The 24282-nt window shown below is 40.9% G+C and carries 22 protein-coding genes; 4 read left to right on the top strand and 18 right to left on the bottom strand.

Annotation, left to right across the window (positions count from 1 at the left end; genetic code table 11):
• Positions 1–14: 14 nt before the first annotated feature.
• The 7 genes from IGJ28_RS16645 to IGJ28_RS16615 all read right to left on the bottom strand — a co-directional run bounded on the left by IGJ28_RS16645 (position 15) and on the right by IGJ28_RS16615 (position 5532).
• A complete protein-coding gene (locus IGJ28_RS16645; protein WP_280115463.1) occupies positions 15–404 on the bottom strand; it encodes a diacylglycerol kinase family protein in 390 nt (129 codons plus the stop codon).
• Positions 388–864 carry an rRNA maturation RNase YbeY gene (gene ybeY / locus IGJ28_RS16640; RefSeq protein ID WP_252711371.1) on the bottom strand — a complete coding sequence of 159 codons (477 nt, stop codon included), beginning with the start codon at positions 862–864 and terminating at the stop codon, positions 388–390. The genes IGJ28_RS16645 and ybeY overlap by 17 nt, the downstream gene beginning before the upstream one ends.
• Positions 864–3065 (bottom strand): HD family phosphohydrolase, encoded by a 2202-nt coding sequence (locus IGJ28_RS16635; protein ID WP_103299724.1) that lies wholly within the window; start codon positions 3063–3065, stop codon positions 864–866. The genes ybeY and IGJ28_RS16635 overlap by 1 nt, the downstream gene beginning before the upstream one ends.
• 21 nt (positions 3066–3086) lie before the next feature.
• Complete coding sequence (locus IGJ28_RS16630; RefSeq protein WP_003126299.1) at positions 3087–4061, bottom strand: PhoH family protein; 975 nt, start codon at positions 4059–4061, stop codon at positions 3087–3089.
• A gap of 211 nt (positions 4062–4272) precedes the next feature.
• Positions 4273–4722: a GatB/YqeY domain-containing protein gene (locus tag IGJ28_RS16625; RefSeq protein WP_003126298.1), complete on the bottom strand. Its 450-nt coding sequence runs from the start codon at positions 4720–4722 to the stop codon at positions 4273–4275.
• A 33-nt stretch (positions 4723–4755) separates the two neighbouring features.
• Entirely contained in the window at positions 4756–4932 is a 177-nt protein-coding gene (rpsU, locus tag IGJ28_RS16620) for a 30S ribosomal protein S21 (protein ID WP_002356740.1), read from the bottom strand.
• Between the two features lie 168 nt (positions 4933–5100).
• Positions 5101–5532 carry a Fur family transcriptional regulator gene (locus IGJ28_RS16615; protein WP_003126280.1) on the bottom strand — a complete coding sequence of 144 codons (432 nt, stop codon included), beginning with the start codon at positions 5530–5532 and terminating at the stop codon, positions 5101–5103.
• 93 nt (positions 5533–5625) lie between these two features.
• Between IGJ28_RS16615 and IGJ28_RS16610 the strand changes: the two genes are divergently transcribed.
• Positions 5626–6474: a pyruvate, water dikinase regulatory protein gene (locus tag IGJ28_RS16610; RefSeq protein ID WP_003126279.1), complete on the top strand. Its 849-nt coding sequence runs from the start codon at positions 5626–5628 to the stop codon at positions 6472–6474.
• Between the two features lie 99 nt (positions 6475–6573).
• On the opposite strand, the gene thrB is transcribed toward IGJ28_RS16610, so the two are convergent.
• The 6 genes from thrB to trxB all read right to left on the bottom strand — a co-directional run bounded on the left by thrB (position 6574) and on the right by trxB (position 13184).
• Positions 6574–7443 carry a homoserine kinase gene (gene thrB, locus IGJ28_RS16605; protein WP_103299721.1) on the bottom strand — a complete coding sequence of 290 codons (870 nt, stop codon included), beginning with the start codon at positions 7441–7443 and terminating at the stop codon, positions 6574–6576.
• On the bottom strand, positions 7440–8498 hold the full coding sequence (gene thrC, locus IGJ28_RS16600; RefSeq protein WP_005471205.1) for a threonine synthase: 1059 nt from the start codon (positions 8496–8498) through the stop codon (positions 7440–7442). Before thrC ends, thrB begins: the two co-directional genes overlap by 4 nt.
• Positions 8499–8501: 3 nt before the next feature.
• Positions 8502–9737 carry a homoserine dehydrogenase gene (locus IGJ28_RS16595; protein WP_252711372.1) on the bottom strand — a complete coding sequence of 412 codons (1236 nt, stop codon included), beginning with the start codon at positions 9735–9737 and terminating at the stop codon, positions 8502–8504.
• A 116-nt stretch (positions 9738–9853) separates the two neighbouring features.
• Entirely contained in the window at positions 9854–10147 is a 294-nt protein-coding gene (locus tag IGJ28_RS16590) for an ArsR/SmtB family transcription factor (protein WP_003126275.1), read from the bottom strand.
• Positions 10148–10377: 230 nt separating this feature from the next.
• Positions 10378–12105, bottom strand: coding sequence for a phospho-sugar mutase (locus IGJ28_RS16585; RefSeq protein WP_252711373.1), 1728 nt, complete (start codon positions 12103–12105; stop codon positions 10378–10380).
• A 146-nt stretch (positions 12106–12251) separates the two neighbouring features.
• The gene (trxB, locus tag IGJ28_RS16580) at positions 12252–13184 is read right to left on the bottom strand and encodes a thioredoxin-disulfide reductase (RefSeq protein ID WP_081131603.1); all 933 of its coding nucleotides are present in this window, start codon (positions 13182–13184) and stop codon (positions 12252–12254) included.
• Between the two features lie 186 nt (positions 13185–13370).
• On the opposite strand from trxB, the gene IGJ28_RS16575 reads away from it, so the two are divergent.
• Together IGJ28_RS16575 and IGJ28_RS16570 are read left to right on the top strand one after the other, a co-directional pair.
• Complete coding sequence (locus tag IGJ28_RS16575) at positions 13371–14756, top strand: MATE family efflux transporter (RefSeq protein WP_103299717.1); 1386 nt, start codon at positions 13371–13373, stop codon at positions 14754–14756.
• Positions 14757–15136: 380 nt separating this feature from the next.
• Positions 15137–15610 (top strand): glutathione peroxidase, encoded by a 474-nt coding sequence (locus IGJ28_RS16570; protein ID WP_005471196.1) that lies wholly within the window; start codon positions 15137–15139, stop codon positions 15608–15610.
• Between the two features lie 104 nt (positions 15611–15714).
• Here the strand turns inward: IGJ28_RS16570 and IGJ28_RS16565 are convergent, their stop codons facing one another.
• The 3 genes from IGJ28_RS16565 to IGJ28_RS16555 form a co-directional block, all read right to left on the bottom strand.
• Positions 15715–17172 (bottom strand): family 1 glycosylhydrolase, encoded by a 1458-nt coding sequence (locus IGJ28_RS16565; protein WP_252711411.1) that lies wholly within the window; start codon positions 17170–17172, stop codon positions 15715–15717.
• A gap of 73 nt (positions 17173–17245) precedes the next feature.
• The gene (locus IGJ28_RS16560) at positions 17246–18679 is read right to left on the bottom strand and encodes a 6-phospho-beta-glucosidase (RefSeq protein WP_060815317.1); all 1434 of its coding nucleotides are present in this window, start codon (positions 18677–18679) and stop codon (positions 17246–17248) included.
• A 33-nt stretch (positions 18680–18712) separates the two neighbouring features.
• On the bottom strand, positions 18713–20089 hold the full coding sequence (locus IGJ28_RS16555) for a 6-phospho-beta-glucosidase (RefSeq protein ID WP_003126266.1): 1377 nt from the start codon (positions 20087–20089) through the stop codon (positions 18713–18715).
• A 260-nt stretch (positions 20090–20349) separates the two neighbouring features.
• Here IGJ28_RS16555 and IGJ28_RS16550 point away from each other — a divergent pair, with 260 nt between their 5' ends.
• Entirely contained in the window at positions 20350–21270 is a 921-nt protein-coding gene (locus IGJ28_RS16550; RefSeq protein ID WP_438845493.1) for a MurR/RpiR family transcriptional regulator, read from the top strand.
• A 75-nt stretch (positions 21271–21345) separates the two neighbouring features.
• On the opposite strand, the gene IGJ28_RS16545 is transcribed toward IGJ28_RS16550, so the two are convergent.
• Positions 21346–23265, bottom strand: coding sequence for a beta-glucoside-specific PTS transporter subunit IIABC (locus IGJ28_RS16545; protein ID WP_003126264.1), 1920 nt, complete (start codon positions 23263–23265; stop codon positions 21346–21348).
• A 114-nt stretch (positions 23266–23379) separates the two neighbouring features.
• The gene (licT, locus tag IGJ28_RS16540) at positions 23380–24222 is read right to left on the bottom strand and encodes a BglG family transcription antiterminator LicT (protein WP_003126263.1); all 843 of its coding nucleotides are present in this window, start codon (positions 24220–24222) and stop codon (positions 23380–23382) included.
• Positions 24223–24282 lie beyond the last annotated feature (60 nt).

Here is a 24282-nt window from a genome sequence, read left to right as displayed (position 1 = left end):
TGTGTGTTATCTTTCTAAAAGAACGCTAAAATTTTTGGTATAAAAATGATTGCCGCAACGATCAATGCAAAGAATGCTGTCATCAGGACTGCTCCTGCCGCCATGTCTTTGATTTTTTTGCCAATGGGATGGAAGTGAAAATCGGTAAACATATCAACGACATTTTCAAAGACTGTGTTGACGATTTCCACGATCCAAACCAAAAATACCGACAATAACAACCAGAGCCATTCCATTTGACTTAATCTAAAGACAAATCCCGCAATGATTGCAACGATGCCTAACAAGACATGTTTGCGCATATTGCGCTCTTCGTCAAAGACGGTCTTGATTCCTGTAAAGGCAAATTCAATGGATGTGATAAATTGTTTGTTTTTTTCTGTATTCTTATCTTTTGAGTCCATAGGCATCCAATATTTCCTTTTGCAGACCGAACATTTCTTTCTCATCTTCTGGTGTCGTATGATCATAACCATTGATATGCAAAAATCCATGCAGCGCTAAAAAGCCCAATTCCCGATCATAGCTGTGTCCATACTCACTAGCTTGCTCTTTTGCCCGCTCGACTGAAATCATGATATCCCCAAGATTTCTCGGCATAGCTGGCATTTCATCATCAAAGATGATCGGCAACTCTTCTTCCGTTTCTTCTTCCAAAGCAAAACTGATGACATCCGTCGGTTGATCTTTATCACGATAGTCCCGATTGATGACTTGGATAGCGGCATTGTCCATGAAGGTGACAGACATTTCCGTATCCTCAGGCAGCTTCAAATAGTCTGCCGCATACTGCAGCAGTTCATCAATTTCATTGATTTTCTCTTGACTCACTGTATTTGTTTCATCTAAAAAAGCAATCTCCATTACCGATCTCTTCTTTCTTGTTCTTCTTTCATTTTTTCCGCTTCGGACTTCATTTTCGGATATTTGATCCGTGAATGGAATGTACTACACAATCCATTGACTAAGGACTTTTCAATGATACGAATTTCATGCAATGTCAGTCCGGACTCATCTAATTGTCCATCAAGAATCCGATCATTGATCAAATTCGAAACAAATTCCTTGATTTTCTGATCTGTGGGATTATCCATTGCCCGCACAGCAGCTTCACAACTATCCGCGATACTAACGACCCCTGCTTCTCTTGTTTGTGGTTTTGGTCCAGGATAGCGAAAATCGGCTTCTGTCACTTCTGGATTACGTTCTTTCGCTTTGACATAGAAATAACGCATCAAGGTTGTTCCATGGTGCTGGCGACAAATATCCACCACCATCTGAGGCATTTTCTCATTTTCTAAAAGAACCGCTCCATCGATCACATGTCCGAAAATGATTTGCTTGCTGTCTTCCGGAAGCAAAAAGTTATGGGGATTTTCAGCCCCTGCGGGTAAATTCTCAACAAAGAAATTCGCATGCTTTAATTTACCGATATCATGATAGTAACAAGCGACCCGTGTCAGTAAACTTTGTCCGCCGATCTCTGCTACAGCATTAGCACTCAAATTGGCGACCATCATACTATGATGATAGGTTCCTGGTGCTTCTTCCAGTAATTGTTTAAGTAACGGGTGATTTGGATTACTTAGTTCGTTCAGAACGATCATGCTATTGTCTGAGACCAATAACTCAATGTATTGATGCAAACCAATCGTTAGTAGATAGCTAAGTAATGAACCCGCTAAGGCACAAATGATCGTCGTCCAGGTATTGCCTCTCGCGAAATCCATCCCTTGAAAAATCACTAACATGACACTTAATAAGAACGGAAAGACGATGACCCACATAATGGCTGTTCGTCCTTGACTGGCGATTCGTTCCCTTCTGATCATCGTTCCCATCAATCCAGAGAACAAATAGGTTACCAAGACAGTAGTCAGCATATTCGTACCGCTGGAATCAAAATAAATGAAAATCGCATTGATTACTTGAAACATCGCAGCTAAAATTCCCAAACGCCGACTTGAGAATATATTCAAGATCAGCGGGGTAAAGGCAGCTGGAAAGAATAACGGAATGAACGCGATGAGTTCAGACTGAAATAGTTGGAAAAACTTCATCAATAAAATACTAAAAATCATCGCAATGACATAAAAGGTCACAGCATTCATCCTTTTTTCTTCGTTTTTTGTCTGCCGTGTGTAATAAAAGAGCATGAGCATCTGTAAAGCAGCAGTAAAAACTAAAGCAATCAACGGAAATACAGAGAAGGTTTGACTCGTCAGACCGAGAAGCTGCAATTTTTCTAATGCATTTGAATCAATCTGCGAGCCTTCCCGGACAATGATCTCACCTTGATAGATCATAACCGGCTGAACAGCGTCTTTGGCAGCCTGCCGAGCTTCTTCCGTTCGTTTCTCATTAGGAAAATCGTTGACAACGATCCCTTGATTGACTAAAAAGCGTAATGCTGTTGCCATTTCAGAAGTTACATCCAAAAACTGGATCTTTTCTTCGGCTTCTGATCGGAAAGTACTCAATTCAGATTGGCGGATCTGTTTAGCCATTTGTTCATCAACAAGCTGCAGCGCATAATCTCTTACCGTGTTCAGCTGATCACTATTCAATGAAAACAATGTCGACAAAAAATTATTGGTCAGCGCTTGATAAAAATCAAGTTCATCATCACTCATTTTTTCAAATTCTTTTTTTAAAGTGGCGATATACTCTTCTGTATCCGGTTTAGGAACATTTTCATTTTCACCAGCAGCTTTGACCGCAGCTTCATATTTCGTATTGACAGTCTTGTTGACTGTATCAATCAATTCAAACAAATGATTGATCCGTTCATGTTGAACTTGTGCCAAATCGTCTTGATACGTGTATTCAGGCGAGACGGCTTCAGCGGCTAGCGTACGTTTTTGTTCAGTAGCAGTTGTGTTTTCAATCGTTTTGTTGGCTCGGATATTCTCTTCCGCAACCTGCCCCTCGCTATAGTCGACATTGTTTTGTTTTACACTGGAAAACATGATCCCAATAGATAAAACAAAAAAGAGCACCATAAGCAGCGGCAGGTAAAAGCGGCCTAATTTTTCTCGAAAATTCCGTAACGGTTGTATGATCATTTTACCCCTCCTGTCCGACAATCAACGTTGTTCTTTACTATCGGATTCCTCATAGGCACGTATAATGTCTGCAACGACTGGATGACGAACGACATCTCCTGCTTCAAAGTGCGCGAACGCAATTTTAGGAATTGCTTCTAACGCTCGTTGCGCATGAATCAGTCCGCTCGTTGTTCCTTTTGGTAAATCAATTTGACTTGTATCGCCATTAACGATCATTTTTGAATTAAATCCTAGGCGGGTCAAAAACATTTTCATTTGGGCAATAGTGGTATTCTGTGCCTCATCAAGAATCACAAAAGCATCTTCCAAAGTCCGCCCCCTCATATAGGCTAGCGGAGCAATCTCGATCACGCCGCGTTCCATCAAACGATTGGTATGATCCATACCAAAGATTTGATAAAGGGCATCATAAACGGGTCGCAAATAGGGATCGACTTTTTCTTTCAGATCACCTGGTAAAAAGCCAAGATTTTCACCTGCTTCAACAGCGGGTCGCGTCAAGATGATTTTTTGAACTTGTCCTTTCTTCAATGCCGCAATGGCCATGACAACGGCAAGAAACGTCTTTCCGGTTCCTGCTGGTCCAACACCAAAAACGACATCATGGGTTCTGATGGCTTCAATATATTTCTTTTGTCCGGCATTTTTTGCGCGGATCGGCTTACCGTTACGATCTTTGATGATTTCTTCTTCATACATATCTGTGAAATAATCTAAGTTTCCTTTATTTGCCATGTTCAATGCCGTAATAACATCTGGCGTACTGATATTGATCCCTCGTTTGATCAACTCTTGCAACGCATGGATCACGGATTGGGCTTTTTCAGCGGCTGTCTTTTCACCAATGATTTGGATCATTTCTCCGCGGGTATGGATCGTTGTTTGTGTAGCATCTTCGATGACTTTGATATGTTTGTCATGGGAACCCAACAACAAACTAATATCATCATTTTGAGTCAGTTGGATTTCCAAAGAAATACGCTCTTCTGTCAAATAAGTTACAGCTCCTTTTTTAGGCATTCTAGTTTATAATACCACACAATCGCTAAAAGCAAAATTACTTGTAAGCTTCAAGAAGCGTTTTGGCAGCGTTCTTTGCAATTTATTAATAGTTTGTTTTTCGATCATTGATTCTACTTAAAAATACTCACTAAGAAAGAACAAAAAAGCCGTAAGCATCCAATAAGATGCTTACGGCGTGTCCTTACATTTGCCCTAATAATTCTTTGACGATCGCATTGACTTGGTTGCCGTCTGCTTTGCCTTTTACTTGAGGCATCACAGCGCCCATCACTTTTCCGAATTCCTTCGGAGAAGAAGCCCCTGTTTTTTCGATCGCACCAGCAACGATTTGGCGAATTTCCGCTTCATCAAGTTGTGCCGGCAAGTATTTTTCAACAATTGCAATTTCACCTTTGACTTTTTCAGCCAGATCGGTACGGTCGGCTTTCTCAAATTCAGTCAGAGAATCACGACGTTGTTTCATTTCACGAGACAACACAGTCAATTCTTCCTCTTCGTTCAAGTCGGCACCTTTTTTGATCTGTTCGTTTTGAATCGATGCTTTCAACATGCGAATCACCTGCAACGTTTCCTTGTCTTTGGCTTTCATCGCTGTTTTCATGTCATCATTCAGTGTACTTAGTAGCGTCACACTACCAGCTCCAATTCTCAAAACAGTAGAAAATTAGAATTTTTTACGTTTTCTAGCTGCTTCAGATTTTTTCTTACGCTTTACACTTGGTTTTTCGTAAAATTCACGTTTACGAGATTCCTGTAAAGTACCCGCTTTTGACACGGAACGTTTGAAGCGACGAAGAGCATCGTCAAGTGATTCGTTTTTGCGAACGACTGTTTTTGACATGTAAATTCCCTCCCTCCGAGCTTAAAAAGTAACCGTATTTGTCATTGAAATAAAATCTCAAAAAACAAGACTGTCCTTTGAAAATTATAGCTAACCCCTGAAAAAGTGTCAAGGTATTCTAGTAAAAAAGTCGATGAACTTCCTGATTCAATCTTAGAATCCGAACAATCAGCGACAATCTTCACATCTGCCTAGAATTTCAAAACGATGGCCTTCGATACTGCACCCGGGCAATTGTTCTTGAAAGAAATCCATTGGACAAATATGCAGCTCTTTTGTTTTGCCACAAACCGTGCAAATAAAATGATGATGGTGATGATCTTCCAATTCCACGCAGCAATTATAACGAAATTTCATTTCTCCATTCAATTCAGTCTCTTCCAAGATGCCAATCTCAGAAAAATCATGAAGGTTCCGATAGATCGTGTCATAACTTAGACCCGGGTATTCTTCAGACATGAAATCATGGATTTCTTTTGCCGGCAAATAACGGTTTCGTTTCACTAAATAAGTAATGATAGCTTCTCTTTTTTTAGTATATTTATAGCCATGTTCTTTTAATATCGACATAGCTTGCTCAATCAATGGTTGATTTTTCATCGAATCCCTCCAGTAAATCAAAATCATTCCGATTTTTAGCGATCGTAAGTATGGTATAATGAAATTATCAAAAATGCAAGAGAGGATTTTACTATGAACCCACAAGAAACGATTGTCACGATTTTTGTCTTGTCCGATTCAGCAGGAGAAACGGCCTCCAAATTAGCTCAAGCAACGATGGCACAATACCCAAGTGTTGAATTCAACTTATTTCGGCGTACCTTTATTCACACCAAAGAACACTTGATCCAGGCGTTGACTGATGCCAAAAAACACGATGCCATTATTTTGCACACACTGATTAACGATGAGCTAGTCTCGCTAACCAATCACTTTTGTGAAGAAGCCGACCTATATCATTTTGATGTATTGACTCCTCCTGTCACCGAGGTAGAAAAACGCACAGGTGTCGCTCCATCGCGAGAACCCGGCGCATTGCATCATTTAAACAAAAATTATTTCAAACGTATCAAAGCAATGGAATTCGCTGTTAAATACGATGATGGAAAAGACCCACGAGGTTTTCTCGAAGCCGATGTCGTTTTGTTAGGTGTTTCCCGAACATCAAAAACACCGCTAAGTCTTTTCTTAGCCAACAAAAACTTGAAGGTGGCGAATTTGCCTCTTGTGCCCCAAGCACATATTCCTAAGCAGTTGTGGGAAATCGAACCGAGCAAAATCGTTGGGTTAACGAATGATCCCGACGTTTTAAACAGCATACGCAAAGAACGGATGCGTTCTTACGGATTGAATCCAGACACGGCGTATTCAGATATTGAAAAAATCCGGGCTGAATTAGAGTTTGCCAATGATCTTTATCAAAAATTAGGCTGCATCGTCATTAATGTTGCCTCTCTTTCAATTGAAGAGACAGCTTCCATGATTTTGAATGCATTGAATTTGGAAGACCATAGTTACTACACGTCAGAAACAGAAGAATAACCAGCCACATACATTTTAGACAAAAAGATCCCCAGAGTAATGGTCAGCTAGACTGTACCATTATTCTGGGGATCTTTGCTTGTGTCAAATCAGAAAAGTCTAAAAGACTTGGACGCCTTCGCGATCGATCTGCAGCTGTTCGATTGCTGCATTGGTTTCAAGCGCATGGAGAAGGCGGCAGATCTTATCTGCCTTTTCGGGTGGGACAATCGCTAAGACAGTTGGTCCAGCCCCACTCAGGAAGCAGCCATAGCCGCCTTCTTCTTCACAAATTTGGCGGATCGTGGATAAATGCGGAATTAATTTTTCACGATAGTTCTCATGAAAACGATCCGCCTGCATCATTTTACCTGCTAAAGGTAGATTCCCTTTGATCACTGCTGCGATCATCACATTGGCGATTGCACTGGCTTCAACAGCAGTTGAAAAGTCCAGTGTTTTAGGGAGGACATTCCGACTAGCTTCTGTCAACAATTGTTCTTGCGGAATATAAGCAACAATATCGCATTCCGGAAAATGATGTTTAACAACATAAGTTTGTTTATGTTCATGATCAAAGGCCGTAATCAGAAAATCGCCATAAATTGCCGGTGCCACATTGTCGGGGTGGCCTTCAATGGCCGTTGCAATATCAACTTTCTGTGCATCACTTAAGTTCAGGTGTCCTAAACGATTGGCTAATTCGATTCCAGCCACGATAACCGATGAACTGCTGCCTAATCCCCGTGCTAAAGGTATATCTGAGTACATGCGGATTTTACGCGGTGTAAGTGTAGGTGCAAGCTTCAGCGCGACACGTAACAGCAGATTACTTTCATCATTAGGGATTTCACTGCCAAGTTCATGTAAGATCTCCCATCGGTCACTTTCTTCCATAATTTCAATGAATAGATATTTTGAGAGAGCAATCCCGCAAGAATCAAAACCAGGTCCTAAATTTGCACTGGTTGCAGGAACGCGAATCTTCATAGTTGAGACACTCCTTTACGCAGGTGTTGCCGCATTTCTTCTAGATCACTCATCTTATGGATCGCTACTTCAGTAGCCTGAATAGCTGTATCAGGATCTTTCAAGCCGTTTCCAGTAAAGACTGCCACTACGGTTTCACCAGGACGAATTTTCCCGTTTTTCACGTGCTGAATCACGCCTGCTAGTGAAGCAGCCGATCCTGGTTCAATAAAGACACCGTCTTGTGCAGCTACCTTTCGGTAAGCATTCAAGATCTCTTCGTCGGTTACAGCATCGATAAACCCTTTTGATTCATCACGAGCGGCTTCTGCTAGCTTCCAACTTGCTGGATTGCCGATCCGAATCGCTGTTGCGATTGTTTCTGGCTCTTCGATTACCGCGCCTTTTACGATTGCTGCGGCACCTTCTGCCTCAAATCCATGCATTCTTGGTAGTGAAGTCCCTTGTTTGTCATGCCATTCTTTGAATCCTTTCCAATAAGCAGAGATGTTTCCAGCGTTTCCTACTGGAATTGCTAGTACATCTGGCGCTTTCTCCAACTGCTGGCAAATTTCGAAGGCAGCGGTTTTTTGTCCTTCCAAACGGTAAGGATTGACTGAATTCACGAGGGCCACAGCTTCTGTTTTGGCAATTTCTCTAACTGCTTTTAGTGCTTCATCGAAATTCCCGGGAATAGAAATAATATCCGCGCCATAAACGATTGCCTGTGCCAACTTGCCCATTGCGATCTTACCATCTGGAATCACCACATAGGCTTTGATTCCTGCTCGTGTCGCATACGCTGCTGCTGCAGCACTGGTATTACCAGTAGAAGCACAAACGATTGCTTTTGCGCCTTCTTCCACCGCTTTGGCTACTGCCATCACCATTCCCCGATCTTTGAAAGATCCAGTAGGATTTAGTCCTTCGTATTTCCCATATAATGTGATACCCAATTCTTTTGATAAGTTATTCAATGGAATCAGCGGTGTGTTTCCTTCTGCTAATGAGATTAGCGGTGTTTTTTCTGTCACCGGTAAATACTCTTTATAGTGCTTTAATAGTCCTTCATACATCTGCTACTCCTCCATTACTTTCATGATTTGGCTAATTCGACCATCTTCAAAAATCGATAATGCTGTTGTTAATTCCGAGGAACTCAATGGCTTCGTCAAAAATGCTTTCTTTTCCAAGATAGATTCTTGGTCGATCCAGTCCAATGTCTGTTGCTGCGCTGCTAATGGTCCAGTAAACGCAATGTAATAACGTTGACGAAGCTCATCTGGTACTGCAATCTGAGTCGGCTGTTCAAAGGTTAGAAATGATTCAGTGATCCCAGCAGATTTATTTTTAGCGATCTCCGTCACATCTGCCAGCACACTCGTCGCAGTAGGACGAGCTCCCGCTCCAGGCCCGTAAAGCATGGAACGATCGATGCCCGTACTTTCGATATACACGCCATTAAACTCATATTTGATTGAGGCTAGCGGATGGTGCTTAGGGACAAGAACTGGACCAACAGAAACAGCGACATGATTTTTTGGTGTCTTTTGTGCCGTACCAATAAGTTTCACTTCATACCCTAGTTGTTTGGCATAAATGATGTCTTCAATTGCTAATCCACGAATGCCGCCGATAGAAACATCTTTCATCTCGATCGTCATACCAAATGCAAATTTTGTCAAGAGGACCATCTTATAAGCTGCATCAATACCGTCCACATCATTGGTCGGGTCCGATTCTGCAAATCCTTTTGCCTGTGCTTCAGCTAGAACTTCCTCATAACTTAAGTTATCTGTTAACATTTTTGTCAGCATATAATTCGTCGTACCATTGACGATGCCAGAAATCGAGGTAATCGTATCGGGTAAATAATGCGTGCTTAATGTTCGCAAGATAGGAATCCCGCCTCCCACGCTGGCTTCATAATACAATGCAACACCGGCTTTTTTAGCAGCGGCAGTCAGTTCTGGGCCATGAGTCGCCAAGAGATCTTTATTGGCGGTTACAACATGTTTCTTGTGAGCTAACGCACCAAGAATAAAATCCTTCGCAGGATCGATCTTGCCAATCAATTCCACAATGACATCGATGGACTCATCCTGATAGATTTCCTGAATATCACTAGTCAGTTCAAACCCGTATTTTTGGGCAATTGCGCTTTTATCATCATAAGGAGAGGCCAATGCTTTCGTAATAAAAATCTCGACACCAGTTCGGGCTGCGATTGCCTCTCTTTGTTCCGCTAATAGTTGGCAGACTCCAGTGCCTACGACACCCATTCCTAGTAGTCCTATATTTAATTGCTCTTTCATATAGCCTCCTTACCGAAAACGTTATTAAAAAATCGTTCATCCATTTTTAATTTTCTACTAGCATACCAAAAAGCATAAGAAAAAACTAGGACTTTCGAGAAATTCTCGTCCTAGTTTCAGCGGTGATGGATATGAGCGAATGTTTTTTGTAAGATGTCGACTACGTGCTTGTCATCTAAACTATATAAAATTGTCTTTCCTTGTCGTTCCGATTTTACGATCCGATTATCTTTCAATAGTTTCAATTGATGAGAGACCGCAGATTGTTCCATCATCACTTGCTCTGCGATCGAAGTTACATTACGTTCTCCTTCTTCTAAAGAAAGCAATATCTTCAAACGTGTAGGATCACCAAGCATTTTAAAAATTTGAGTGACTTTTTGGATATCTTCTTGATCTGGTTGAGTCATGCTGGTCTTCCTTTCTTGATGGTGAATAAAATTCTAGCTGGTTCAAGCATTCTTTGTCAAGCCCCATTGAAAACAAGGCGTCAAAATAAATGCATGATCCAACCAAATACCTGGAAAAGAAGCAGCACATTTTCCTATAATAAGTTCTCCAAGAAGAACTGAATATCAGCAAAATAATCTATCTGCTTCTCATCCAAGTATTTGAAAAGGATCTAGCTCTTGTTTATCGCTTAAACTTCTGTAATTTCATTAATGGCAGCTTCAAGTTCAGCAATTTTATTTGCTGCATCTTCAGAAGAGTTTCCTTTGACACCAATGTAAAATTTGATTTTTGGTTCAGTTCCAGAAGGACGAACCGCAATCCAGCTCTCATCTTCAAGAGTATATTTCAATACATCTGACGGTGGTGTAGTCATTTTTTGCATGTGACCATCTAAACCAACTCTTGTCAATTCTTTGAAATCTTCTGTTTGAACGACTGGTATACCCGCGAAAACTGATGGTGCCTTTTCTCGGAATGTTTTCATCAATGCAGTGATTTTGGCTGCACCTTCCATACCGCTCATCGTAACAGAAATCGTTTTTTCGGCATAATAACCATATTCCTCAAAGATATCTTGCAATCCATCATAAAGTGTTTTGTCCGATTGTTTATAAAAAGCAGCGACTTCAGCCAACAAGACAAGTGCTTGGATCGCATCTTTATCTCTCACAAAAGGTTTTACCAAGTAACCGTAACTTTCTTCAAAACCAAACATGAACGTATGGGAATGATCTGTTTCATACTGTTGGATTTTTTCGGCAATGAATTTGAAGCCAGTCAATACATTGACCATTTCAACGTTGTAAGACTGGGCAATCGCTGTTGGCAATTCACTAGAAACGATTGATTTTAGGACTGCTGCATTTTCCGGTAGTGTGCCGGCATTCTTGTGGGCTTCTAGAATGTAACGGATCATCAATGCGCCTAATTGATTTCCTGTCAATACTTGATAGTTTCCATCAGGCATCCGGACTGCAGCACCCAAGCGATCCGCATCCGGATCAGTTGCAATCAACAAGTCTGCGTCTTCTTTTTCTCCCAGAGCAATCGCATATTCAAAGGCAGAATGTTCTTCTGGATTCGGTGACTTGACTGTACTGAAGTTTGGATCCGCAACAGCTTGTGAAGGTTCAATAATAAATTGCTCAAACCCTGCTTGTTTCAAAGCTTTTTCACCAAGCATCCGACCTGTTCCGTGTAATGGTGTGTAAACTAATTTAAGATTTTTCCCTGTTGTCTCGATTAATTTTTGATCGATTGTCACTGTTTTGACTTCTTTTAGATACGCAGTATCGACCTCTTCGCCGATAATCGTGATCAATCCACTATGCTTTGCTTCTTCTTCTGATAAAACTGGAATTTCTAATGGATTTTCAATTTCTCGAACAAAAGCTGTCAAGGCGTCCGCATCTGCTGGAGGCATTTGTCCACCATCTTCGCCGTATACTTTGTATCCATTATAAGCTGCCGGATTGTGAGATGCTGTAATCATGATTCCAGTGAACGTATGCAAATAACGTACCGCAAAAGATAATTCAGGGGTTGGACGTAAGCTTTCAAACACAAAGGCAGGAATATCGTGTTTTGCTAATGTCTTGGCTGCTTCCATTGCAAATTCTGGTGAAAAATGACGAGAATCATATGCGATTGCGACACCGCGGCGACGGGTTTCTGGATCTTGTGTAACCATGAAGCGCGCCAATCCCTCTGTTGCTTGACGGACCGTATAGATATTCATGCGGTTGATCCCAGGTCCTAAGATCCCTCGCATCCCAGCAGTACCAAATTCAAGCGGCATATAAAAAGCATCTTGCAACATTTCTGGATCTTTCTCCAGTTCTGTTAACTGATCCTTCAACCCTGCTTCTAATTGTTGATGATTTTTCCATTGCTCATAAATTTGTTCCCATCCCATACAAAAACCACTCCTTCTAACTTTAAAATGACTATAATTTTAGTATAACACTACTTCTGTTTTTCTCAAAGAATAACCAAACGAAAATGCAAACGCACTGCTATCAAAAACGAATAACGTTTTATAAATAACAGTGCGTTCGATAATTATTTAATTGGTTGCTGGTCTTTTTGTGTTTCTATAAAATCAAATACTTGTTGGCCAGCGATACTGCCGTCCCCGACTGCTGTAGTGATTTGTCGTAAGCCTTTTTCTCGAACATCCCCTACCGCATAGACGCCTGGCATAGTTGTTTCCATCATTTCATTGGTTGGGATCCAACCTGTTTCATTCGTGAGTCCGCTAGCTCTGAATGGTTCAGTCAATGGATCTAGCCCAACGTAGATAAAGACACCACCAGCCGCTTCTTCCGTTACTTCATTTGTTTTGACATTTCGCACTTGAACACCAGTTACGACCATCTCGTTGCCTTTGATTTCTTCCACGACAGAATCCCAAATAAATGAGATCTTTTCATTGGCAAATGCTCGTTCTTGGATGATCTTTTGCGCACGTAGCTCATCCCGACGGTGGACAATCGTTACTTCTGAAGCAAATTGTGTTAAGTAGATCGCTTCTTCGACTGCAGAATCTCCACCACCAACTACGATCAACCGTTTGTTGCGGAAAAAGGCGCCATCACAAACTGCACAATATGAAACACCGCGTCCAGCGAATTCTTCCTCGCCTTTGACTCCTAATTTTCTATGTACACAGCCTGTTGCAATGATCACAGTTTTCCCTTGATAATTCTTGTCTTCTGTGCAGACTTCTTTGTACTCTCCATGATCCGTGATCCCTTGAACGATGCCATAGGCATTCTCCACGCCAAAGCGGATGGCACTTTCATACATTTTAAAAGCAAGTTCTGGGCCTAAGATCGAATCGAAGCCAGGATAATTTTCAACCTCAGCAGTATTATTCATTTGACCGCCAGGAGCTCCCCGCTCAATCATCAGAACAGATAAATTTGACCGTGACGCATACAGCGCTGCTGTCATGCCGGCAGGTCCAGCGCCGATAATAATTACATCATACATAATTGTTCCCTCCATTTTCGACTACCCATACTTTACTTTCAAAAAGAATTTCTGTCGAATGTTCTGCTTACAAAAAATAATAAGATATTCCCGTTTTTTTCTCTGAAAATTACATTGACTTTCTTTTCATTTTTTGTAAAATTTTCACGATACATCTATTATATAGAAAACGGGGAGTCCTTACAATTGAATAAGAAAAAACTTTTGAAAAGATCTGATCGGGAACTATTGTTTCTTAGCTGGCCGATTTTTGTTGAACTATTTTTACGTGTGATTATTGGGAATGTCAATGTATGGATGATTTCCCATTATTCTGAACCAGCAGTCGCTGCCGTCAGCGCAGCAAATCAATTGCTGAATCTGACCGTCTTTATTTATGGTTTCATCACTGTCGGTACGCAAATCATTATTGCTCAACTAATTGGTGCGAAGCAGCGAGATAAAATCCCTACTGTGATCAATACAGCACTTTTTGGTTCTCTATTTTTAGGTATTTTGATCAGCTTGATGTTTATCTTTGGCTCTGATCAATTGCTGCATTTTATGGGATTAGAAGAAGCATTGGTTGATTTGGGTCGCGGCTACCTGCAAGTATATGGCGGAAGCTTGTTTATTTCTTCGCTGACAGCTGTCATTATCGCGGTCATGCGTAGCCACAGCTTTACGAAACCTGCTTTGCTTGTACCGATGTTTGCCAGTATCCTAGCTGTTATTGGTAACTACTTTGTACTTTACAGTCCTTTTGGCTTACCTAATTTCGGTGTAACAGGACTAGCTTTCTCCAGTGTCTTCGGCAATACGATTGGCTTGATTGTTGCGGCATTTTTACTGAAAAAACACGTTGGTTTTTCTGTTCTTTCTGCCCGATTGAAGTATTTATCATGGGATGTAATGAAAAATGTCTTAACCTATGGCCTACCTTCCTCAGGAGAATCTTTGTCTTATCAAGGAGCACAAGTGGTAGTAACGATGATCGTTGCGCAATTAGGTTCAAGCGTGCTGATTGCTAAGTCTTATGTTACAGCGATCACTCAATTTGTGTATTTGATCGCCTCGGCGTTAAGTCAGGGAAATCAAATCATGATTGGTCGTCATGTAGGCGCAGGAGAATTTGAGCGAGCACAAAAACGGGGCATGCGCACAATGATTATTGGCATCATCGCTTCTGTTACAATTTGTTTATTGACTTATCTCTTTATCGAACCGATTATGGGAATCTTTACTACCAATGCTGAAGTCATCTCAATCGCTAAAGGCGTATTTCTCGTTGAAATCGTCCTAGAGACAGCACGTGCGGTCAATATGATTCTAGTGGGCTCTTTAAATGCCAGCGGGGATGTTAAATTCCCATTATTCTGCAGTTTGATCGTTCTTTGGGTCATCAGCTTACCATTCTCGTACTCTTTGGCCATCGTCTTTAAATTTGGCTTGATTGGTGTCTGGATCGCTTACGCAATTGATGAAGCATTGCGGAGTATTTTAATGATTTATCGTTGGCATTCCGGTGTGTGGAAAACCAAATCGGTAGTCCATGGAAAAGAAATTGAAGGCGAAGTCGCTTCAGAAATCTAATGACTTGCTAAAAAGGTCATCTTTTCTGCCAATTAGACAATCGAATGTCAAAGCGAATAAAAGAGCGTGAAACAAAAGTAAAAAATACTTTTGTTTCACGCTCTAAACACGTCTAAACAGCGGTAGCCGAAACAATGTCTTCGGAAATAAGTCGAAATACCAAAAAATTGAAAAGCAATTTCCATATATTCCTCCTTATTTATCGAAGTTTAACACTTCTGATCCCAACCTCTTTTTGCTGCCTTGTGTCTATTTACTGCTGAAAGAAAATCAATTATTTTTGGTTTTTCATCCAGATTGAACTATACTAATTACAAGTTTAGAACTACTGAACAATCAACAATTAGAAAATACTGTCAACTATCGAAAGGAGCAAAAAAATGTCAATTTACGCGTTTCAAGCCACTTTGGAAAACGGTGAAACCTATTCATTAGAACGCTATCGGGGGCAAGCCATCATTGTCGTCAACACGGCGACAAAATGCGGATTGAGCCCCCAATTCAACGAACTTGAAGAATTGTTCCAACGATATCGCGACCAAGGATTGATGGTCTTAGGCTTCCCTTCCAACCAATTCAAACAAGAAGTTCATTCTGCTAGTGAAGCTGCCGAAGCTTGTCGCACAACCTATGGTGTTGACTTTCCGATGCATCAATTGACAGTCATCAACGGAAAAGAAGCTGATCCGCTTTTTCAATACTTGGAGGAAGAAGCCCCAGGAACGATGGGGAAAGCGATCAAATGGAATTTTACTAAATTTTTAATTGATCGCAAGGGACATGTCGTTGAACGTTTTGCCCCTCAGACTAATCCAACCAAAATGATCCCTAGTATTGAAAAGGTTCTTGGCTAATGACCTAACCAGAAAAAACATCCACTCACTCATCGGTTTGCAACAGCAATGAATACTCTCTCACTGCTGTTTGCGCCATGAATGCGGGGATGTTTTCTTATTCTTTAAAGTTGTTCTCCATTTGAAGCAATCACTTCTTTGTACCAATCAAATGATTTTTTCTTTTTCCGGGCCAATGTTCCGTTCCCGTGATCATCCATGTCCACATAAATAAAGCCATAGCGTTTTTTCATCTCACCAGTTCCTGCCGATACAAGATCGATACATCCCCAAGGTGTATAGCCAATCAAGTCTACGCCATCAAGAGTTATCGCATCTTTCATGGCTGCAATGTGTTTTTTGAAATAATCAATTCGATAATCGTCATTGATCGAGCCGTCAGATTCCACTTTGTCTATGGCACCGAATCCATTCTCTACTACAAATAAAGGAAGATGATAACGATCAGACAATTGACACAATGAGATCCGCAACCCTAATGGATCGACCGCCCAGCCCCAATCCGATTCGGCTAAATAAGGATTTTTCACCGCAGGCATTTGGTTGCCGCCAACATACTTGACTGTTTCAGGATTTGCTGAAGAAGCGGTTGACATATAATAGCTAAAACCGATATAGTCAACCGTTCCGTTCGCAATGACCGCGTCATCTCCAGCTTCTTTTTTGATTTCGATCCCTTCACGTTCGAACTCTTTTACCTTGTGGGTAGGATAATAGCCTTTTGCTTGAACGTCAATATAGAATTCTTGTTCCCGATTGAATTGCAATGCAGCTAAAACATCCTCTGGGTTAGCTGTCATCGGATAACTTGGAATATACGCCACCATCATCCCAATCATGAAATCCGGGTTGATTCGGTGTCCCATTTGTACTGCTTTAGCACTTGCTACAAACAAGTGATGCGCAGCTTGATACTTATGCTGCTTATCATTTTTATGAATACCAATTTGTGTCCAACTTCTCAAAAAGTTGATCTCGTTAAACGTCATCCAATATTTCACTTTATCTTGGTAACGAGTGAAGATCGTTTCGCAGAAAAACAAGAAATAGTCGATCACTTTGCGATTCGACCAACCATCATATTCATCCGCTAAATACATAGGAATATCAAAGTGATTGATCGTCACCACTGGCTCAATGCCATGCTTCAACAACTCATCGAAAACTGCATCATAAAAAGCCAGGCCGTCTTCGTTGATCTCTCTGGTTCCTTTTGGACAAATCCGCGCCCAGGAAATAGACATCCGAAAACACTTAAAGCCCATCTCTGCAAACAACGCAATATCTTCCTGATAATGATGGTAAAAGTCTGTTGCCACATGACTAGGATAATACTGTTCTGGATCGATGTACCCAACGGCACCTTCAGGTAATTCGGTATCCCGAGTAACTTTCCCGATCTGGCCGTCTTTTGTTTTATAGGTAATCATTCGCGGCTGATCCATACTGCCTCCTGTAATGGCATCGAGGGTGTTTAACCCTTTTCCGCCAGAAAGATAGCCGCCTTCATATTGGTTCGCGGCTGTTGCGCCACCCCATTGAAAATTTTTTGGAAACCCCATATTATCCCTCCATCGTAAAGACTATCAGCGGCTTTCTTCTTAGAATTCATCCAAGAAGAAGCCGCAAGCATGATTATTTGTTTGTTAAGTCTTCGCCATTTGAAGCAATGACTTGTTTGTACCAGTCGAAAGATTTTTTCTTCGTCCGTTTCAGCGTACCATTGCCTTCATTGTCGCGATCAACATAGATAAAACCGTAGCGTTTTTTCATCTCACCTGTTCCCGCAGAGACCAAATCGATACATCCCCATGTTGTATACCCTAATAGATCAACACCATCTTGTTCAACAGCGTCTTTCATGGCTTGTATATGTGCTGCAAGATAATCAATTCGGTAATCATCCTCCACATAGCCATCAGCATCTGGTGTATCAACAGCACCCAAACCGTTCTCTACAATGAATAATGGTTTTTGGTAACGATCATAAAGGTCATTCATAGTAATCCGCAAACCTAACGGGTCGATCTGCCAGCCCCATTCGCTTGCTTCCAAATAAGGATTTTTTACTGAAGCAAAAATATTTCCAGAAGTTTGTTCCAATAGCTCAGCATCTGTTGTCGATACCCGAGAAGAGTAGTAAGAGAATGAAATAAAATCAACTGTGTGGGCCTTCAATAACTCTAAGTCGCCTTCTTCCATTTTGATCTCAATCCCGTTACGGGCCATTTCCTTCAATGCATATTGTGGGTATTCTCCCCGAGATTGGACATCAATGAAGAAATAGTTTTCGCGATCTGATTTTCTTGATGCCCAAACATCTTCAGGCTTACTTGTGTAAGGGTAGTAGGCACCTGCAGCCAGCATACAGCCCACTTTATTTTCCGGATCTACTTCGTGAGCGATTTTCGTCGCAATCGCAGATGCCAGTAATTCATGATGGGCCGCTTGGTATTTGACCTGCTCCACGTTGTCGCCTTCTTCAAAATAGAGGCCAGCTCCCATAAATGGCGCGTGAAGAATCATGTTGATTTCGTTGAAAGTTAACCAATATTTGACCAATCCTTTGTAACGATTAAAAATAACTCGGCATAAATTCTCATAAAAGCCTACTAATTCTCGTGAACGCCAAGCACCATATTTTTCTACTAAATGCATTGGACAATCAAAGTGCGTGATCGTTACCAGTGGTTCAATACCATATTTATGACACTCTTTGAAGAGATCCTCATAGAATTTCAAGCCGTCTTCATTTGGTTCTTGTTCGTCCCCTTTTGGAAAAATACGACTCCAAGCAATGGACAAACGATAGGTTTTAAAGCCCATTTCTCCAAATAAAGCAATATCTTCTTTGTAACGATGATACATATCGATTGCTTCTTTGGCAGGATAAAAATGATCCTCATCAAAATCAAACATTTTCATCTGTCCTGTGATGACTGGAAAACGATCTTTACCGATCGGTACAACATCGACATTGGCTAGGCCTCGCCCACCTTCGTTGTAACCTCCTTCACACTGATTGGCAGCAGTTGCGCCGCCCCATAAAAAGTCTTTTCTAAATCCCATTATTTCATTCCTACTTTCTTGATATTTTGTTGATTAATTAAGTGATTTTGCCAGTTCGTCTTGAACTTCGATTCCTTCTTTTTCCAAACGCTCAATCGTTGATTTAAAGTTTGGTAGATAAGCTTTGTGAGCAATAAATAATTCATCCATTACGCGTTTAGCTGTTTCTCCTGATGGCACCAATGGGTTAATGGTGAAAGCTTGTAATGCGGTATTGTAATCGCCAGTAACCGCTGCTTCGATCGTTAAAAGCTCCATAGCCTTCATTACTTGTAGCCAGCCTTTTTCTGCAGTCGGCAGCTCGCCAAAAGCCACATTGCGGGCACCTTGTCCCCCAACATACGCGGTAACTTCGACAACACAATCAGCCGGTAGGTCAGGAACAGCTCCCTCATTTTTGGTTGAGACCACGATCTGGGTATTTTTGTTTGCATAAATCGAGGCAATCGTTTCGCAAGCCGCATCTGAATAGTAGGCTCCCCCACGTTGCTGCAGCTGTTCTGGTTTATGATCCAATTCTGGATCTTTATAAAGTTCAAAAAGTTCTGCCTCTGTTTGCTTCACTTGCTGCGCTCTCGTTCCTACAGTCTGATATTCTTCCAGTGCATGCTTCAACATTTCTTCTTGACGATAGTAATAGCGATGATAACCGCAAGGAATCATTCTCATTTGTTCTAATTGTTCACGATAAAACGGCACATCAAAAATATTTTTCGGCAAACCATTATCTTCCTGATACATTTTATCAATAATATCCATCGTCACATCATTTCCGTGTGAGTCAGTGACTTTATGCCAATGGAAATGGTTTAAGCCAGCAAATTTGTAGATTAACTCATCCGGCTCTTTACCGATCAATGCAGGTTCGATCATGGTCGCCATCACAGGAACATTGCAAAGTCCAATCACTCTATCCCATTTCCCATAACGGACAACCGCTTCTGTGACCATGCCGCTTGGATTGGCAAAATTAATCAACCAAGCATTTGGACATAAGCGTTTCATATCTTCTACGATTTCCAGAATAATTGGTACTGTCCGAAATGCTTTAAACATCCCGCCAGGACCGTTGGTTTCTTGACCGATCATGCCATAATAGGCAGGAATACGCTCATCTTTGATCCGGGCATTCAGCAAGCCTACTCGAAATTGAGTCGTAACAAAATCTGCATCTTTCAAGGCTTCTTCTCGATCCAGCGTCATGTGGATTTTCACATCATAAGGAGAAGCATCCCACATTCGCTGTGCCATCGCTCCAACGATTGCCAGTTTTTCTTTTCCTGCTTCGATATCTACTAACCAAATTTCCCGAATTGGCAGTTCTTCATAGCGTTTGATAAAGCCTTCCATTAACTCCGGAGTATAACTACTGCCGCCACCAATGGTAGCGATTTTGATTCCTTTTGTCATTGTATTGCTCCTTTGCTATTTTATTTACACCCTTATTATCATTTATAAAATAATTAGATTCAATGTAAATTTATTATTTAGAAAAAGCGTTTGCAAATCTAGGGATATCTTGCGAGTGATTTGTAAAAAGTATTTACAAATCGAATGATATAAGGAATAATATTCATATCGACAATTATTCAAATACTCAAAAAAGAAAAATTTCCGATAATTTTATTTACAAACAACTATATAAAAATGTAAAAAGGAATGTGGACACCATGTTATTACAAGAAAAAATGCGCCAAATCAAGTTGGCCCCTGCTGAACGATCTTTGATCGATTTTTTATTAGCCAATCCAACTGCGATGGCTGATCAAACCATCAAGGAATTGTCTGAAAAAACCTACGTTCATCCTTCTACTTTTATTCGGATCGCCAAAAAATTAGGCTTCAACGGTTGGCTCGACTTAAAGACAGCCTTTTTGGAAGAGCAAACCTATATGAGCAGTCATTTTACAGATCTTGATGCCAACTTTCCCTTTTCCTCCCATGACAGCATTATGACGATCGCCAAAAAGTTAGCGAAACTCGAACAAACAACGATTGAAGATACGCTTTCCTTGATCCATCACGATGAACTGCAAAAAGCGAAACAATCGCTACTCAATGCCAGCCATATCAAGATTTTCGCAAGTAATGCCAATACCTTGATTTCTCAAGACTTTGTTTTGAAGATGCGGCGTTTAGGAAAAAACATCCATGTTTGTGACACTTTTGGCGAAAGTGCTTATGAAGCATCCAACTGTACTTCTGATACGACAGCCATCTTGATTTCTTATACTGGTGAAAACAAGATGATCAAAGAAATCGGTAAAATTCTTGCCGAACGTCAAGTTTCAATTATTGGAATGACTAGTATTGGCGAGAACGCATTGGCAAAATTAAGTGATTGTGTCTTAAATATCACAACCCGAGAAAGGCTTTACTCAAAGATCGCAAATTTCACGATTAATACGTCCGTTTGCTACCTACTGGATGTGCTGTATGGAATCGTCTTTTCGGAACATTATGAAAAAAATCTTCAGCATTTGATCGATATTGGCATGGCTTATGACAAACGTCCTACTTCCTCAACGATTATCGCTGAACCAACCTACGATAAAAATCTTCAATACAAAGACTCTCTGTTTCCGAATTAAACGGCTGACAAAAAGCGATCGCCCCACATGGCCGATCGCTTTTATGCATAAATAGCTCTTTTTAGAAAGTTTTCGCTAAACGAGAGCTGTGATCAAATCATCTGAACAAGCAACTTCATTTTTATCTGATTCAATAATATCTAAGTAATCAGCAGAATTTGTTACCAAAACAGGGGTCTCAATGTTGAAACCAGCTTTGATCAGCGCATCTTTGTCAAAGGTAATCAATTTTTGACCTCGAGTTACTCTATCTCCTTGCTTGACATGCGCTTCGAAGTATTGCCCATTGAGTTGAACGGTATCTAAACCGATATGGATCAACAATTCCAATCCGTTATCTGAGATCAACCCGATGGCGTGTTTCGTTGGGAACAATGTCATAACGGTACCATCAAATGGAGCAACGACTTCCCCTTTTGTAGGATGGATCAAGATTCCTTTACCTAAGATTCCTTGGGCAAAAGCTTCATCTTTGGCACTGCTTAAAGGTGCAACCGTTCCTTCGATAGGAGAACTAATGATTTCTTTACGTACAGACATTGTAGGTTCGCCTTCAGCAATTTCTTCGACTACTGTATTGTCTTTCCAGAATGCCATCGTCAAACCAAAACCAATCGCTGCAGAGATGGCGATAGCAATCAGTGAAGTCCACATGCCACTCGCATCTCCATCCGGTGTGATGAAGTTAAAGATCCCGAAAATACCAAGTCCGCCCATCGTGTAGCCCGTTACACCATTGACCATTAAGAACAGTCCGCCGACAGCACCACCGATCATAGAATATATGAAAGGGGTCTTTTTAGGAAGAGTGATCCCATAAATAGCTGGTTCAGTTACACCAAAGATACCAGAAATGATCGCTGGCGGACATAATGCTTTCATCTTTTTGTCTCTTAATTTGAAATACATGGCAACGACAACTGCTGTTTGAGCAAAGCTAGCTCCAAAGGAACCTGTCAACACTTGGCTGAATCCTTGTTGCGTAACTTGCATGATCGCTAGTGGCACAACCGACCAGTGTAAGCCGAAGATAACCAATACTTGCCAGAAGAATCCTAGAATCAATCCATAAACCGCTGGCGAGAAGTCCATTAGCGCTTGGAATCCGGCACTCAAGAGATCTGTCAACATGCTGATGATTGGACCAATGATCAAGAACCCAACAGGTAAAGCAATCAGTAAGACGAAAAATGGTACCAAGAAAGTTTGCACGACACTTGGAATCACTTTTTTAGCAAGTTTTTGAATCTGTGCAGCAAATGCAATAATGAAAATGACTGGTACGACACTACTTGTATAGGTTGCCCCTACCCATGGAATACCTAAGAAAGTTTGATAGGCAGATTGTCCAAGTAAGCTATAAGGTGCTGCTGCTCCTTCTCCGGCAACTGCGGTAAACGCTGTTTGCAGTGCAGTGCCTTGAATCGTTGGGTAGCATAGAGCGGCTCCAATAACGATACCGACCATCGGATTCAAACGGAATTTTTTTGCAGAAGTATAACCTAAAATAACCGGCATAAACATAAATATTGCATCACCGATCGCATTCAACATTACATATGTGCCTGATTCTGCTGTATAGTTGAACCAACCCTGTGTACCCAAAAAGACTAATAATGCATTAAATCCTTTGATCATACCGGCAGCTGCTAACGCACCTAAGAAAGGCTGGAAACAACCGCTGAGGATATCGATCAGACGATTGAAAATATTCCCTCCGGAACTTTCTTCTTCACTGTTTTCACTGATCCCCGCAACATCCACTACTTCTGCATAGACATCTGGCACATGATTACCGATAACTACTTGGTATTGACCGCCACTTTTCATCACTGTTACGACCCCATCCATATTTTTCAAGATGTCATCGTTCGCGATTCCTTCGTCTTTCAATTTAAACCGCAGCCGAGTGATACAGTGGGTCAAACTATTGATATTTTCTTTTCCGCCCACATTTGCCACGATTTTTTCTGCTAATTCATGATATTTTCCCATTTTTGTTTCCTCCAATTTTTGTTTGATTGAAGGTTTAGCCAACTGAATGTCACTATCCAAAAAATGCTTTACTATTCCCCAGTTTATTCTGGGGTGACCTCCTTTCTTTTATGGTTAGCGATTCTTTTGCACCAATCGCGCAATATGAATCGTTAAATACAAACTTTCATCATTGGACATATCGTAACGATAATTCGTTACCAGAAATGATTTGATTTTTTGCACACATTGATAGGCGTTGCGATATTTTATCTTTACCATCTCAAGGAGCTCATCGTCAGTCTCTTCCGCATGGGTAGAGTGGTTCTGCATGCGGGAAACAAAAAAACGCAAATGCGTAGTAAAACGATAAAAATAAACCGATTCTTCATCGAAAGTTGTTTTAAAATAGTATTTGACGATATTGATGATATCTTGCATTGTTTTCGTCAATTCATAAAGATTGCTTTGATCATTGTTTTCTGTTTGAGCGTTTACCAAATGCAGTGCAATGAAACCCGCTTCATCTTCCGGCAACTCAATCCCATAGCGCTCACTAATTTTTTCAATCGTTCGTTTTCCGATTTTGAATTCATCTGGAAAAAATCGCTTGATGTCCCAGAGAAGAACATTTTTGACAACGATCCCTTTTTTGGCACGCTCGATTGCACTATGTAAATGATCAGGTAAAGAAATATAGATCGAATCGTTGATCGGTGAGGACAACTCTTCTCTTGCATATTCGATTACTTGGTTCGAAAGTTCCAAATATTCTAATGGCAAGTCGGCCAATAATTCCTGAAATTGGGAAGCAATCGTACGATTTTCTAAACGATATACTTTATCGATCGTTTGATCACTGATATCGTCACCAACTTTTTTCTTGAATGCGATCCCTCTTCCCATCACAATAATTTCGTTTTGTTTTTCATCAGTAGTTATCACGACATTATTGTTTAACACTTTACTGATTTTCATGTTTTACCCCCACTTGATTATTGACGTACTAACCTATTTTTATACGAGATAGCCATTCAA

The sequence above is a fragment of the Enterococcus sp. AZ091 genome (assembly GCF_051714805.1).
Classification (GTDB): domain Bacteria; phylum Bacillota; class Bacilli; order Lactobacillales; family Enterococcaceae; genus Enterococcus_D; species Enterococcus_D gallinarum.
The sequence above is the reverse complement of the archived record's forward strand: the minus strand, read 5'-3'. Positions and strand labels throughout refer to the sequence as shown.